This is a genomic window from Aurantibacillus circumpalustris (genome assembly GCF_029625215.1).
Lineage (GTDB): Bacteria > Bacteroidota > Bacteroidia > B-17B0 > Aurantibacillaceae > Aurantibacillus > Aurantibacillus circumpalustris.
In genome coordinates this window covers 1,094,143-1,109,099 of record NZ_CP121197.1, presented here as the reverse complement: position 1 = coordinate 1,109,099, position 14,957 = coordinate 1,094,143, and the positions used below count along the sequence as shown (strand labels likewise).

Annotated in this window: 15 protein-coding genes; 6 read left to right on the top strand and 9 right to left on the bottom strand. The window is 35.6% G+C overall.

Going from position 1 to position 14,957, the window contains the following annotated elements; all coding sequences use genetic code 11:
• The first annotated feature begins 10 nt into the window (after positions 1 to 10).
• Together P2086_RS04605 and P2086_RS04600 are read left to right on the top strand one after the other, a co-directional pair.
• Positions 11 to 943: a polyprenyl synthetase family protein gene (locus P2086_RS04605; protein WP_317900250.1), complete on the top strand. Its 933-nt coding sequence runs from the start codon at positions 11 to 13 to the stop codon at positions 941 to 943.
• Between the two features lie 4 nt (positions 944 to 947).
• Entirely contained in the window at positions 948 to 1,460 is a 513-nt protein-coding gene (locus tag P2086_RS04600; RefSeq protein ID WP_317899261.1) for a toxin-antitoxin system YwqK family antitoxin, read from the top strand.
• 17 nt (positions 1,461 to 1,477) lie between these two features.
• Here the strand turns inward: P2086_RS04600 and P2086_RS04595 are convergent, their stop codons facing one another.
• The 4 genes from P2086_RS04595 to trmD form a co-directional block, all read right to left on the bottom strand.
• The gene (locus P2086_RS04595; RefSeq protein ID WP_317899260.1) at positions 1,478 to 2,356 is read right to left on the bottom strand and encodes a T9SS type A sorting domain-containing protein; all 879 of its coding nucleotides are present in this window, start codon (positions 2,354 to 2,356) and stop codon (positions 1,478 to 1,480) included.
• A gap of 121 nt (positions 2,357 to 2,477) precedes the next feature.
• Positions 2,478 to 3,875: a Re/Si-specific NAD(P)(+) transhydrogenase subunit beta gene (pntB, locus tag P2086_RS04590; RefSeq protein WP_317899259.1), complete on the bottom strand. Its 1,398-nt coding sequence runs from the start codon at positions 3,873 to 3,875 to the stop codon at positions 2,478 to 2,480.
• Positions 3,876 to 3,879: 4 nt separating this feature from the next.
• Positions 3,880 to 5,415: a Re/Si-specific NAD(P)(+) transhydrogenase subunit alpha gene (locus P2086_RS04585; RefSeq protein WP_317899258.1), complete on the bottom strand. Its 1,536-nt coding sequence runs from the start codon at positions 5,413 to 5,415 to the stop codon at positions 3,880 to 3,882.
• 148 nt (positions 5,416 to 5,563) lie between these two features.
• Positions 5,564 to 6,238: a tRNA (guanosine(37)-N1)-methyltransferase TrmD gene (gene trmD / locus P2086_RS04580; protein WP_317899257.1), complete on the bottom strand. Its 675-nt coding sequence runs from the start codon at positions 6,236 to 6,238 to the stop codon at positions 5,564 to 5,566.
• A 95-nt stretch (positions 6,239 to 6,333) separates the two neighbouring features.
• Here trmD and P2086_RS04575 point away from each other — a divergent pair, with 95 nt between their 5' ends.
• A complete protein-coding gene (locus P2086_RS04575; RefSeq protein WP_317899256.1) occupies positions 6,334 to 6,654 on the top strand; it encodes a carboxypeptidase-like regulatory domain-containing protein in 321 nt (106 codons plus the stop codon).
• Between the two features lie 163 nt (positions 6,655 to 6,817).
• Positions 6,818 to 7,300, top strand: a complete 483-nt coding sequence (locus P2086_RS04570) for a toxin-antitoxin system YwqK family antitoxin (protein WP_317899255.1) — start codon at positions 6,818 to 6,820, stop codon at positions 7,298 to 7,300.
• A 14-nt stretch (positions 7,301 to 7,314) separates the two neighbouring features.
• Here the strand turns inward: P2086_RS04570 and P2086_RS04565 are convergent, their stop codons facing one another.
• Positions 7,315 to 7,806, bottom strand: coding sequence for a hypothetical protein (locus tag P2086_RS04565; protein WP_317899254.1), 492 nt, complete (start codon positions 7,804 to 7,806; stop codon positions 7,315 to 7,317).
• A 221-nt stretch (positions 7,807 to 8,027) separates the two neighbouring features.
• Between P2086_RS04565 and P2086_RS04560 the strand changes: the two genes are divergently transcribed.
• Together P2086_RS04560 and P2086_RS04555 are read left to right on the top strand one after the other, a co-directional pair.
• Positions 8,028 to 9,938 carry an ABC-F family ATP-binding cassette domain-containing protein gene (locus tag P2086_RS04560; RefSeq protein WP_317899253.1) on the top strand — a complete coding sequence of 637 codons (1,911 nt, stop codon included), beginning with the start codon at positions 8,028 to 8,030 and terminating at the stop codon, positions 9,936 to 9,938.
• Positions 9,935 to 10,462, top strand: a complete 528-nt coding sequence (locus P2086_RS04555) for a MepB family protein (protein ID WP_317899252.1) — start codon at positions 9,935 to 9,937, stop codon at positions 10,460 to 10,462. Before P2086_RS04560 ends, P2086_RS04555 begins: the two co-directional genes overlap by 4 nt.
• 11 nt (positions 10,463 to 10,473) lie before the next feature.
• Here the strand turns inward: P2086_RS04555 and P2086_RS04550 are convergent, their stop codons facing one another.
• From P2086_RS04550 to P2086_RS04535, 4 genes are all read right to left on the bottom strand, one after another.
• Positions 10,474 to 11,229 carry an ABC transporter ATP-binding protein gene (locus tag P2086_RS04550; RefSeq protein ID WP_317899251.1) on the bottom strand — a complete coding sequence of 252 codons (756 nt, stop codon included), beginning with the start codon at positions 11,227 to 11,229 and terminating at the stop codon, positions 10,474 to 10,476.
• Positions 11,226 to 11,966 carry an MlaE family ABC transporter permease gene (locus P2086_RS04545; RefSeq protein WP_317899250.1) on the bottom strand — a complete coding sequence of 247 codons (741 nt, stop codon included), beginning with the start codon at positions 11,964 to 11,966 and terminating at the stop codon, positions 11,226 to 11,228. The genes P2086_RS04550 and P2086_RS04545 overlap by 4 nt, the downstream gene beginning before the upstream one ends.
• Positions 11,967 to 12,215: 249 nt before the next feature.
• Complete coding sequence (locus P2086_RS04540) at positions 12,216 to 13,097, bottom strand: aldehyde dehydrogenase family protein (protein WP_317899249.1); 882 nt, start codon at positions 13,095 to 13,097, stop codon at positions 12,216 to 12,218.
• A 126-nt stretch (positions 13,098 to 13,223) separates the two neighbouring features.
• Positions 13,224 to 14,957 carry a hypothetical protein gene (locus P2086_RS04535; RefSeq protein WP_317899248.1) on the bottom strand — a complete coding sequence of 578 codons (1,734 nt, stop codon included), beginning with the start codon at positions 14,955 to 14,957 and terminating at the stop codon, positions 13,224 to 13,226.

The following is a 14,957-nucleotide window of genomic DNA, read 5'->3' as shown; positions in this document are numbered from 1 at the left end:
TGAACATCACATGGAAGTGTTTGAAGAAAAATTCAAAGACGCCATGAAGAGTTCGGTTCCGCTTCTCGACAAAATTACCACCTACATCGTAAAACGTAAAGGCAAACAAATCCGCCCCATGTTTGTGTTTTTATCCGCACAAATTAGTGGAGAAATTAACGACAGCACACACCGTGCCGCTGCACTTATTGAGCTTTTGCATACCGCCACTTTGGTACACGACGATGTTGTGGATGATAGCAATGAACGTCGCGGGTTTTTTAGCGTAAACGCTTTATGGAAAAATAAAATTGCTGTTTTAATTGGCGACTTTTTATTATCAAAAGGGCTTTTGCTTTCATTGGACAATAATGATTTTCACCTTTTAAAAATTGTGAGCACAGCTGTACGTGAAATGAGTGAAGGGGAATTGTTGCAGATTGAAAAAGCAAGACGATTGGATATTTCTGAAGAAATTTATTTTGATATTATTACTAAAAAGACTGCGACTTTGATTGCCGCTTGTTGCGCTGCAGGAACAGCTTCTGTAACAAACGATGAAAAAGCAATAAACTTGGCGCGTGATTTTGGAACCCTTACTGGTATAGCCTTTCAAATTAAAGACGACTTGTTTGATTTTGGAACAGATGACAACATTGGTAAACCAACAGGTATCGATATCAAGGAAAAGAAAATGACCCTGCCTTTAATTTATGCTCTGAATAATAGTACTTGGTTAGAGAAACGCAAAATCATTAACATCGTTAAAAATCACAACGAAGAAAGCGAAGAAGTAAAAAAAGTAATTGATTTTGTAATTGCAAAAGGCGGTATTAGCTATGCAAATAAGATCATGCATCAATACAAAGATCAAGCTCTTGCCGTTTTAAAACAGTTGCCAGAAAACGATGCCCGAAATAGCTTAGAACGTTTATTAATTTACGCCATTGAAAGAAAAAAATAACCACATGAAAAAATTGTTCTCCATTACCATTTGTATCACACTATTAGTATTCCTTGTAAACTGCTCTTCCAATTCAGAAGAAAAAAATCTTAGTCCTGAAGAAAGAAGAGTGAACGATTCACTTTCAAGAATCGAACAACGTTTAAAAGCGGACTCTTTAAGAGGAACAAACCCATTATTGATTGTGCCACCAGACAGCACTTACACCGGAGATTACGTAGATAAATATCCAAATGGCATCACCAAGTTTAAAGGTCTTTTTCGTTTTGGAGAGCGCCATGGGCAGTGGATGTCATTTTACCCGACTGGTGTGCTTTGGAGCGAAATGCATTATGACAAAGGTTACCGTCACGGACCAAACATTGCTTACTTTGAGAATGGAAAAACGCGTTACTCGGGTTCTTACAAAAACGATTTAAAAGACAGCATTTGGACATATTACGATACACTAGGTGTAATTGCACACAAAATGCTTTTTAAAAACGATCGAATGGTGAAAGAGTTGCCGATTAAGTAACAACGGCCTGTTCTTGATTAATTCTTTACTACCTTAATTGTTTTCTTGATCTTGTCGCTTTCTGCAGATAAATAATAAATTCCTTGCGGTAAAAAACTCAGGTCTATTTGATTGTTTGAATATTGATTTGGTTTGCTATAAACAAGCTCTCCAAGAGCGTTGTGAATGCTAATGTTAGTCATTTCAGAAGTTGCTGACTCAAAAGTAAATTTTCCATTTGTAGGATTTGGGAAAACTCTTAAACCTTTATTAAGCTCATTCTCTGAAACACCAACTGTATTTGAGTAATCACACGGATAGCTGGAAAATTGTTTTAAGCCGAATGAATTGTCTTTATAACATAAACTCCCGACATATTGATCGGTATGGCAATTACCTTTGTTAGAAAGCAGAAACAGAAAACCACTGGATCCAAATCTTTCTGTAACAGTGAAAACACCCATGTTCAACTTTTTTAAAGTCATATTGTTTTCAACTACTGAGCTAATAGAAACAACGTTATAACTACTGGTTAAAATAGAGTTAACAGGACATCCTATATGAGTTATGTGCCAACCTTCGTTTACCTGTGCAGCAAAATTATATAAAATCTGCCAAGTATATTGCGTAGAAAAATTATTAAAAAATATCGTGTCGCCCTTTTGTTTAATGTGGGTTAAAAAATTGGGGGGCACTGGGTTGCCATCTGCATACAAGCGCGAACTCTTCAATAGTTTAATTGTGTCAGCACCAATAATTGTGTCCCGCAGATATTTAATGGTTTCGTTCTCAAAACCGCCACCATAAGCTGCATTAAAATAATAATTCCACTCAGCACCAGCAGGACAAAACACAACTTGTGCAGGTGTTTTATTTATCAGAATTAACAAAATAAAAGGTAGTAATAGTTTTTTCATGTGATTTGGGTTTAGCGTTTCGACAAGCTAATTTAATCATTTAAGAATTACAAATAAAAGGTCATTAAAAAAGCTTAGGACATCCTAAGCTTTCTGTAATAAATAAATTTTGGTTGTCGAACTAAGCTTTCAAAAAGCCTAGTATTTTTTCTACACTGTCCTTAGCATCGCCGTAAAGCATATCGGTATTTGATTTGTAGAACAATGGATTTTCAACACCGGCATAACCAACAGACATAGAGCGTTTCATCACAATTACTTTTTCTGCTTTCCAAGCTTCAATAACAGGCATGCCGTAAATTGGACTTGAAGGATCATCTTGCGCACCAGGATTAACAACGTCGTTAGCACCGATTACCATTACTACGTCTGTATCAGGAAGATCTTCATTGATCTCATCCATTTCTAAAACAATATCATAAGGTACGCTTGCTTCTGCAAGTAATACGTTCATATGTCCCGGTAAACGACCAGCCACAGGGTGAATCGCGAATCTTACTTTTTTACCAGCTTTACGTAAAGTTTGCACCATTTCAAAAATAGGATATTGTGCTTTTGCTACAGCCATTCCGTAACCTGGTACAATCACAATCGATTTTGCTTCTTTTAAAAGATCAGCAACTTCTTCATGATTCATAGCAGTCACTTCACCTTCCATAGCAACTGCTTCTCCGCTTGATGCTGTCTCACCAAAACCTCCAAGAATAACAGAGATAAAAGATCTGTTCATGGCTTCACACATAATGATGGAAAGAATAGCACCTGAACTACCCACTAAAGCTCCTGTTACAATTAAAAGATCATTGCCTAACATAAAACCAGCTGCTGAAGCTGCCCAACCTGAATAAGAGTTTAACATGGAAACAACCACTGGCATATCTGCACCGCCTATTGCCATTACCAGCATCACACCAATAAAACAAGCTATTGCTGTCATGATGTATAAATACAACATTCCTTCTGTACCTGGAGCCATTGTAAAAATTGCGCCGAGAACGATACACGCAACTAATAAAATAATATTTACTGCATGTCTGCCCGGATATAACAAAGGTTTGCTTCTGATTTTACCTTCTAGTTTTCCCCAAGCAACAATAGAACCTGTGAAAGTGATGGCGCCAATAAACACACCAATAAATACTTCTACTAAATGAATAGTATGTTCTGTCGATGCCAAAGCATGTGTTTTAGGATCGAGATAAGAACCAAAACCTACAAGAACCGCAGCTAATCCCACAAAACTATGTAGAATGGCTACTAGCTGAGGCATAGAAGTCATTTCAACCTTACGCGCTAACATCACACCAATAACAGATGCAATGGCAACTGCAGCGATGATATAGGCGTGTCCGTTTACGCCTTGTCCGAGAACCGTTGCTAAAACAGCAATGATCATTCCAATGATACCGTAGAACACTCCGCGCTTAGCGGACTCTTGTGAGGATAAACCTCCTAAACTTAAAATAAATAATATACTTGCAAATAAGTAAGCTGCAATTTGAATTTCCTTAGCGATCATTTTTTTATTTTTTGAACATTTTCAACATACGGTGAGTAACTACAAATCCGCCAACAATATTTATGCTGGCCACAAGAATAGCAATGGATGCTAAAATGGTCATAGGACTTGAAAAATCATTGGTCGTTTGCAATAAACCGCCAACGATGATAATTCCGCTTATGGCATTGGTAACAGCCATTAACGGAGTGTGAAGAGAATGTGATACATTCCAAATAACTTGCCAACCGATAAACACCGCTAGTACAAACACGGTGAAGTGTTGCATAAATTCACTCGGTGCAAATTGACCTAACATCAATAAAAACAAACCAATAAAACCTAAACGAATGGTTAACGATTTTCCTTCCTTTTTTGCTTTGCGCGCTGCAACAACTTTTGGATCTTCAACTTCAACGGCTGCAGCCTTAGGTTTAGCCGGACTTACAGGAAGTGGCGCTGGTGGCCAATTGATCTTACCATTGTATGTTACCATGGCTCTTGATACAACAGCGTCTTCCATATCAATCTTAAACTTTTCGGCTTTGCCCATATCATCTAGAAGATGGCATAAGTTGTTTCCATAAAGTTGTGATGCCTGACTTGGTAACTGATTTAATTTTCCAACAATGGTAACACCGTTCGGCGTCGTATATACTTCACCATTTTTAGTTAGCACACAATTACCACCGGTAGATGCCGCTAAATCAACAATCACAGAACCTGGCTTCATTACAGCAACGTGATCTTCTAAAATTAATTTTGGAGCAGGCTTGCCTGGAATTTGTGCAGTGGTTATAATAATATCTACCTCAGCGGCTTGTGCTTTAAACAAAGCCATTTCCGCTGCAATAAATTCTTTACTCATTTCTTTAGAGTAGCCAGAAGATGTTGCGCCGTCTTCTTCTATTTCTACCGTAAGAAATTCGGCACCCATGGATTCAATTTGTTCAGCTACTTCTTTTCGCGTATCGAATGCTCTTACAATGGCACCTAATGAATTGGCTGCTCCTAGTGCTGCAAGTCCTGCTACACCCGCGCCAATCACAAGTACTTTTGCAGGTTCTACTTTTCCTGCAGCTGTAATTTGTCCGTTTAAAAATCTTCCAAAATGATACGATCCTTCTATAACTGCTCTGTATCCAGCTATGTTAGCCATAGATGACAGTACATCCATTTTTTGTGCTCTGGAAATACGCGGAATAGCGTCCATTGCTACAGCGTTTACTTTTTTGTCAGCTAACACTTTAAGTAAGTCCTGATTTTGTGCCGGCCATAAATAGCTCAACATCACCAGGCCTTCTCGCATCATGGCAATTTCTTCTACTGCAGGTTCTTTTACTTTAAGAACAATATCAGATTTACCATAAATATCGGCAGCATTTTGTACTATTTTAGCACCAGCTTCTTCAAAATCTTTGTCAGAAAAGTTTGCTTTTTGTCCGGCGTTATGCTGGATATAAACCTCGAACCCCTGCTTTTGTAAACGTTTTACCGTTTTAGGAGTTGCAGCAACCCTTAGTTCGTTTGGAAATATTTCCGCTGGAATTCCAACTTTCATATGTACGTAATTTTAGTTGTCGTGTGTATTGTTAATGTTATTTTACTTAGCTTTTTTCTTAAAATACACCTTGATATACTTTTAATTTAAGGCTTCAAATAACGCAATTTTATTGGGAAAATAAAACGCCTATTTTCATTAATTTTTCCTATTTAAGGAGGTCGGGACGCCTTGTTTTTGTGCGTTCTACGCTTTGTTCATGGCGCCATTTATCAATATTAGCGCTGTGTCCACTTAACAGCACCTCAGGAATCTCCCAGCCATTATAGCTTGAAGGACGAGTATAAACAGGAGGAGCCAACAAATTATCCTGAAAAGAGTCGCTTAGGGCAGATGTTTCATCATTTAACACTCCAGGAAGCAAACGAATAATTGAATCGCTTAAAATAGCAGCCGCCAGTTCTCCGCCACTTAAAACATAATCACCCACGCTAATCTCACGTGAAATCAAGTGTTCTCTTACTCTTTGATCAACACCTTTATAGTGTCCGCATAAAATAATAATATTCTTTACCAAAGAAAGCTGATTGCAAAGTGGTTGATTTAATAGTTCACCATCTGGCGACATATAAATAACCTCATCATAGGCGTTTTTTGATTTTAGATCCTTAATACAATTATCAATTGGCTCTATCATCATTACCATTCCGGCGCCTCCACCAAACGCGTAATCGTCTAATTGTTTTTGCTTTCCTGTAGCATAATCTCTCAGGTTAATGAGGTTGACTTCCACAATTTTATTGGCAATGGCTCTTTTTAATATGGAGTGCCCGAAAGCACTTGTCATAAGATCGGGCACCGCGCTTATTATATCTATACGCATGGGGCAAAGGTAATTTTTTGCCGGGAATTTGACCTTAACAATTTGGTAATATTGCCGTAACGATTAACGAAAACAGTGCGTTTAACTTTGTGTCGTTGAAAAAACTACTTTATATCTTATTATTTGTTTCGTTTAGCGGTGTTTCATTAGCTGGAAACTCCGACAAAGAGAAATCGACTACAAAAGTAATTGCTGGTAAAATAACTGATTCATACGGCGAATCCATTCCAGGTGCTAAGATTTTAATTCCAGAAACAGGTGAGACTTTCTTTGCAGACATGGATGGTAATTTCAAACTTTCCATTAAAACAGATAAAGAATACTCTCTAAAAATAAACACTATTGGCTTCGAACCTTTAGAAGTAAAAGCAACTTATCTAAGTGCTTTTTCGGATCTTTCTTTAAAATCTCTCTAATTTATCTTAATTTTATCGTTACCAAAGGGCCTTTGAGCTAATTTTACACCTTTAAAAGTAAAGTTAAGGTTATCTTTCTATTACCCCATTGTTTCTAAACGGTTATCTTAATATCTTTGTTTTAACAAATTGGTTTATTAAACTATTTAAAAAAACAAAGGTTATGAAAAATGCACTTATTCTATTTTTATCGGTAGTAAGTTTTGGGTTCTTAAATTCACAAACACAAAACGATAAAGGTTTATATATTAATGACAATGCTACTCCAGGTTTATTTAACGGAGAGTTGTTTAATGGAGTTATTTCGAAAACGCAAAACGGAATTAAGTCTGAATTTACTGTTAAGGAAGGCGTTATTGAAGGAGAAGCAACTTATTTCTACGCATCAGGCAAGCTAATGGAAAAAGGAATGTTTACTAAAGGTCAAAAAGACAATAAATGGGTACGTTTTAATGAAAATGGAACTACTTCTGCCATCGCTTTTTATAATGTTGGGAAAAAAACTGGCACTTGGTTAGTTTTTGATGAAACTGGCAAAAAACGTTTTGAGATGAACTATAACAATGGAGAGAAAACAGGTGTTTGGACAAATTGGGACGAGAATGGTGCAGTTGCTGGGACTAAAGATTACAGTCACGCTAACTAAAAAAAACCTTTTATTTATTCTGAAACCCTGCCGTATGGTGGGGTTTTTTTTATTTTTTCAAGCTCTTCAACGTCCATTAGATCTTTCTTGCGACCTGAAGCTTTTTTAGCTTCAATTAATTGATTAATGTGCATGAATTTTACCCGTACATCTTCAACAACGGCTTCTGGCGCAAGGCCATAACATTCATCAAACCTAACTTGATCAAATCCCTTCAAATAGGTCATGATATCGAGTTCAAAACCAGAATTCAATAAAATAGAAGTAAATCCTGGAACAAACTGAGTAGTCTCAATACTTTCAAAATCTCCAATCTCCAATTCCTTTAAAACTAACCTGAAACTACGCCTGTTTTCTGGTGTATCTTTAATCCATATATCAAGATCTGCAGTTGCTCTGCTAAAACCATGAAGTGTGGTTGCAAAACCTCCAACCATAATATATTTAGTTTGATGTTTCTCCAACAAACGCCATAAATTCAATATTTCTTCGTCAAGAATATCCATTTATGGCTTTGAATTAATGATTTTCGCGCTCTTAAGCTTTTGGCTAATTTTAATAAGATTCATTAGCATTCTAAACCTTTCCGTGTGAGTCCTGCTCATTCGAATTCTTAGCTTTTCTTCTTCGTTTATGAAAGGCGGCTTATTTGACATTTGATGTATAAAAATACTCAAAAAAACATTCTTATTTATGCCATTGCTAACGAATGACTACCTTTGCGGCCATGAATTTACTCTCTATTAACAATATTTCTAAAGCATACGGCGCAAAGGTGCTGTTTAATAAAATCAGTTTCGGTATTAATTACGGTGAAAAAGTTGCTTTGGTGGCCAAAAATGGTTCCGGGAAAACAACCCTTTTTAAAATATTAAAGGGAATTGAAATTGCTGATGAGGGTGAAGTTGTTTTTAGAAAAGATATTACTGTTGGATTTTTGGAACAGAATTTTGCTTTTGATGAAACGCTAACTATACAGCAACTGATTGATACAGCCGATAATCAATTTGTACGTTGCATAAGAAATTACGATGCCATTATTAAATTAAGTGAGACCGATTCGAGTGATCAAGTAGCCGATAAAATGGAAATCGCACTTAATGAAATGAATTTAATCGATGCCTGGGATTACGAAAAAAATATTCTAGAAATTTTATCTCGTTTGGAAATTCGCGATACTTCACGCATTATCAGTACACTTTCGGGTGGACAAAAAAAACGTGTGGCACTTGCCCTTACTTTAATTAATAAACCCAATCTTATTATTATGGATGAGCCTACCAATCACCTCGATATTGAGATGATTGAATGGCTTGAAAATTACTTACAAGATGCGTCTATTAGTATTTTATTAGTGACGCACGATCGTTATTTTCTAGATGAAGTGTGTGATAAAATAATTGAAATTGATAATCACATGTTGTATGAATACAAAGGCAATTTTGATTATTATTTAGAGAAAAAAGCAGAACGTGAACAAATTACAGATGCTGAAATTGATAAGGCAAGAAATCTTTATCGCAAAGAAGTGGTTTGGGTGCGTAAGATGCCAAAGGCTCGTGGAACAAAATCAAAATCACGTGTGGATGCTTTTTATGAAACAGAAAAAAAAGCGAAACAAAAACGTGTCGAGAAAAAAATTGAACTAACAGTAAAGATGGAACGCATGGGTTCTAAAATTGTAGAGCTTCATAACATCACAAAAAATTATCCTAATAAAGTTATTTTATCCGAGGCATTTACTTACACTTTTATTCCAGGTGAAAAAATTGGTGTGGTTGGAAAAAACGGTACTGGTAAAACAACCCTTTTAAATATTATTCAAGGCAAAGAATCTGTTGATACAGGAAAAGTTTCTTTAGGCGACACGATTGTTTTTGGTTACTATTCCCAAAGCGGAATGGTAATAAACAACGACAAACGCATCATTGAAATTATTCAAGACATTGCGGAACACATTCCATTAGCGAATGGAACAAGTTTATCGGCTTCTCAATTATTAACGCGTTTTAATTTTCCACCAAATGTTCAATACAGCTATGCACATACCCTAAGCGGTGGTGAAAAAAGAAGATTGTTTCTTTTAACCGTGTTAATGAAAAATCCTAACTTTTTAATTCTCGATGAGCCTACAAATGATTTAGACATTGTTACTCTACAAACATTAGAAGATTTTCTTGAAGAGTTTAAAGGTTGTGTGTTGATTGTTTCTCACGATAGATATTTTATTGATCGTTTGGTTGATCATACATTCGTTTTAGAGGGCAACGGTGCGATTAAAGATTATCCAGGAAACTACACGGAGTACCGTAACTGGATTAGTGAACAAAAAGAGGAAGAAAAAGAAACAATTAAAAATGCTGCGAAGGTTATTGAAACTGCTAAAGTAGAAGTTAAACAAGAACCAAAAAATGCTCCTGCAAAAAAATTATCGTTTAAGGTTCAGCATGAATTAGATGAACTTGAAATAGAAATTCCCATCCTAGAAGAAAAAAAATTGCGTATAAATGAAGAACTTGCTGGTGGTGTTACTGATTATAATGAAATTCAAAAACTAACAGAAGATCTTAAGAAACTAACAGAAGAATTGGATCAAAAGTCAATTCGTTGGCTTGAAATTCAGGAAGAGCTGTCATGATTAATGAAATTGGATTAAATAAAATTCATCCCGATTTAAACTTTGCTAAAACTTTTGTGTATGATGCCTGCGGATTTCTATTTTCAAATCTCATTCAAGAATCTGAAAGCAATGACTATGGAGCCTGCACTTTTTCAATTAATTTTTCTCACATAAAGTTTCGTGTAGCAAAAGTTACGCCAACTAAAACGGGTCTCTTTGTTACCTTATGGAAACGGGATGAAGCCGGAATAACTTGTCCGCACGATGCCTCTGACATCATTGATTTTTTCGTAATAAGTGTTAGAAATAAGAACCGATTTGGACAATTTGTATTTCCAAAAGAAGAACTATTAAAGCAACACGTATTATCAAGTGATAAAAAAGAAGGAAAAAGAGGGTTTCGCGTATATCCTCCTTGGGATAAACAGCTTAACAAACAAGCGCAAAAAACTCAAAATTGGCAATTAAATTTTTTTCTTGAAATTGATGCAGAGAAATTAGTAGACGTTGACAGGTCGAAACACTTGTATGCCCAGAATTAAATTGTGTTCGTTTACTTTTTGTTTTTGTAAACCGATTTCATAAATGCACTAGCAAATACAAAGTCTGTTAGTTCTTTATTTGCAGTTTCTAACACTTGTGTTTTATCACCAGACCACCAATTCTCTCCCTTATAAACAAACATAACATTGTCTCCAATTTCTATTACGGAATTCATATCGTGAGTAACGATAATCGTAGTCATGTTATACTCCTCAGTGATGTCTTTAATTAAATTATCAATAACAATGGACGTTTTTGGATCAAGTCCTGAATTTGGTTCATCGCAAAATAAATACTTCGGGTGATTGGCTATTGCTCTTGCTAAGGAAGCTCTTTTTTTCATGCCTCCGCTGAGTTCAGCTGGATATAAATCATTTTTTCCTTCGAGCATTACGCGCTTCAAACAAAAATTTACACGGTCCAGTTTTTCTTCCTTACTAAGATTAGTAAACATGTCTAATGGAAAACGTACATTTTCCTCTAAAGTCTGCGAGTCAAACAAAGCGCCGCCTTGAAATAACATGCCGATTTGTTTCCTAATTTCTTGCTTACCATCAGGCGTTAATTTGGGGAAATTTTGTCCATCATAAATAACATCTCCAGTATCGGCTTCGTGAAGTCCAACCATAAGTTTTAATATAGTTGTTTTACCACTTCCACTTTCTCCTATAATGAGGTTTGTTTTACCAGGATAAAACACAAAGGAAACGTCTTTTACAATGTGCCTGGAGCCAAAACTTTTGTTGATATTTTTAATTTCGATCAACGGATCAGGAATAAATAAGTTAGGATCAGGCTAAATAATAAAATCAAAATACTGCTGTAAACCACAGCATTTGTACTACTTTTACCCACTTCTAAAGCTCCACCGGAAGTATAGTAACCATAGTAAGAAGAAACAGAAGTAATAATAAACGCAAAAACTAAAACTTTTGTGAAAGAGTAATATAATTTCGTGGGGTCAAAAAAGGCCTGGATCCCGAAAACATATTCATAGGTTGTGAAGGCTGCAGACGGTAGACACGCCATTAAGTAACCCCCAGAGATTCCAAGAAACATACTTAAGGCAATAAGCACAGGAAAAATAATGATAGCCGCTGCAATCTTTGGAAAAATTAAATACCCTGCCGAATTTATTCCCATGATCTCTAAAGCATCGATTTGCTCTGTGATGCGCATGGCGCCAATTTCAGAAGAAATGTTAGACCCTACTTTTCCTGCCAAAATTAAACACACCACAGTTGGACTAAACTCCAACATAATACTTTCGCGAACCGTAAATCCAATTGTATAAAGAGGAATTAAAGGATTATCTATATTACTAGCCGTTTGAATGGCAATAATTCCGCCCATAAAAACAGAAATAATTGCAACGATAGGTAGAGAAGTGAGTCCCATACTATCTATCTCAACAATTATTTGTCTTAAATAAACGCTGTACTTCTGAGGTCTTTTAAAGACCCTGAACATGAGTGCAGAATACTGTCCTATATGAAAAAACAATCCCAATTTATTTTACATTTTTTCGTAAATCACCTTTAGTGATAAAGGCTAAAAGTAGTAAAATATTCGCTTATATTTGTAAGGATAATTATGCTTAAAAGATATTTACTTCTGTTTTCCGTTTTCGCAATTCTTGTAAATACAATGGAATGTTGTTTTCTTCAAAAAAACAAATGTGACTCTTGTCCAGGTGTTTCCCGACATAAAAAGGTAAGAAGGCATAATAAAGGATCTCTATAATTTCAAGTATTAATACTTAGCTCCACTTACACTGTTATTTTCGATTGGATGCCAAGTGGTTTTTATTTCTTGAAGGTTAAGGATTAAATATGGGTTTTGATTTTCTACTTTAGTCCAATCTTTATTCCAATGATAAAATCGCTTTACATTTAAAGAGCAATTTTCCTGAATGAGTTTTATTTCCGCCTTGTTGTTTCTGCAATACACTATTGCATTCACATCCATGTGAGATGAAAAATGGCTGTGCAGTTCTCTACTTGCACCCGTTAACACATTTATCACCCCATGGGGTAAATCTGAAGTAGCCAACACTTCACAAAAAGTTATTGCGGATAATGGTAATTTTTCAGAAGCCAGCACAATACAAGTATTTCCACCTATAATAATTGGAGCGATAACACTTATCAAACCCAACAGTCCTGAAGTTTCAGGTGCAATAACAGAAATTACTCCTGCTGGCTCAGGAACAGAAAAATTAAAATGCGAAGAAGCTACTGGATTTACTGAACTAAAAATTTGCTGGTATTTATCGCACCATCCTGCGTAATGAATTAACCTATCAATACTTAAACTAATTTCAGATTCTGCAGCTTTTTTTGAAATACCTTGCAAAAGCATCTCTTCTGTAAACTGTGATTTTCTTCCCTCTAACATTTCTGCAATACGATACAAAATCTGTCCGCGGTTAAAAGCAGATCGCCCGCTCCAACTAGGAAAAGACGTACGAGCCGCAACAACTGAATTCTTAAAGTCCTTGCGTGAACCTAAGCACACATTTGCAATAATTTGTTGTTTTGTGTTTTTTAATTCGTAGTACCTTCCACTTTCAGTTCTCGGAAACTGACCGGCAATAAATAATTTATATGTTTTTAGAACAGGTAGACGACTCATGAAATTAATATAGGCAAATATAGGATTTTGTCCTCCTCTCACAAAGCCACGAATCCGATATCTATCGGATTCAAGAATTAGCACGAAAGAATTTGTTGCCGCTTGATTTAGGAAGTTTTCGCTAACTTAAAAAGGAACAAACGTTAAGCCCACCATAAAATTAAAGCGTTGACTAAGATAATGCTCCCAACGGTAATAGCGTTGACTCGCTATGTTGTTAAATCTCGCGAAAAAACTCAACATTTTGCTGTAACGGTACTCGGCTTCTAAATTAATATCAAGCCAACCATTAATTTGTTTTGGTTTCAACGTTTTGGTTACACCATCATCCGCTTGAGTCAAAGCCCATTGCTTACCCATAAAAAACACATCCGCTCTAAATATAAGTTTGCTTTGCATATTATAAACCGACGAAAGTGTTAGATCGAAATCAGGCTTATGATACGCGTGTATTAATGTTTTTGTTTTATAAATATAATAGTTTCCTTTTCCTATAAAGTTCCACTTCTCTTTGTAGTGATATTTCAGTTGTCCGCTAATGGTTAAGACACTGGTGTTATCATACAAAACATTAAACTGATTATATAATAAATTATTACCAGAGTAATCAATAACAAAAAAATGAAGGTTGTCGTACTGCGCGTAATTTACTTTGGCGTCGTAAGATGTATTACTACTTAGATTACCTCTTAATCCTCCAAAAAGATTGTATTTGTTATTTGTGTTTTTATAATTAATGGTTGTATCAATGAATGCATTTTCACTCGTTAAACTACGCATGCTGTTTTTGACTAATTTACCTGTTACCCCTGCATAAGGAATAACCAGACTTTCATAAACATCATAATGTAAATTTAACTGCGGATAAAAATAAAATTTAGTTGTCTTATTAAAATTATCCAGAGTCCCCGTAACGCCCATATCTGCATGCCACTTTTTACCATTCGCTTCAAACGAAGGACTAATGCTTACAATAAGATCGTTCATGCTATCATTGGCCTGTTTGTGGTTATAAAAATCTGCAAGAAATCCAACATTTAATTTTTCTTTATTTATAAAACCAGTTCCAAGTGCGTTCAGCTTTACATTGTTTTCAGTTTCTCTAAAAAGATTTTGAAGGTTGTAATAACTCAAATTTATGTTATGATTGATATGTGTACTGTCTGTATAATGACTTAACAATTGAATTTTTGGCTCAAACAATTGATAACGTTGACGTGTATAGTTTTTATCGAGCGTGTTTAGTTTCGTATCGTAACCATAATAGTGAACGACATTTCTTTCGTAATTAAGGTCGCCGCTTAGCGTGTGTTTTTTATAAAAACGTTTTCCAAACACATTAATCACATTGTCGCTAAATCCACCATACCCTGCGTCTTTTACTGTGCCGCTACTTGAAAAATGTTTTAGGTGTGCTCCATAACTACTTTCCTTTGAACGCGTATTTGCTATCCAAAATTCACCGTATGGCATATTATAAATTGGGCCATAGCCTAATTTTAATAAAGAGTGGTATAATTTATTTAATGGTTCGTTCTGTAGTTTCGCTGCATCAATGGGCTGCGTTTGGTATTTTGGAAAAATTGGAGCACTTGTTATCGTATACTTAATATTATCTATACGTTGCACGCTGTCTTTTATTTCAGGTAAATCTGAAAACTTTTTTGCGTCTTTAATAGTTGGTTGAAATTTACTATCAGCCGTAAAACTAAGGTCGTTTAAGCCGGTTTGCGCAAACGTTATTACGGCGTAAGCACAAACAAAAAGAAAGATCAATATCCATTCTATCTGCTTTTTCCGTCTTTTATTCAAAAAAGATGTAGCACTCGTCTCTTCGTTATAGGTCTTTCCTGAGTTCAT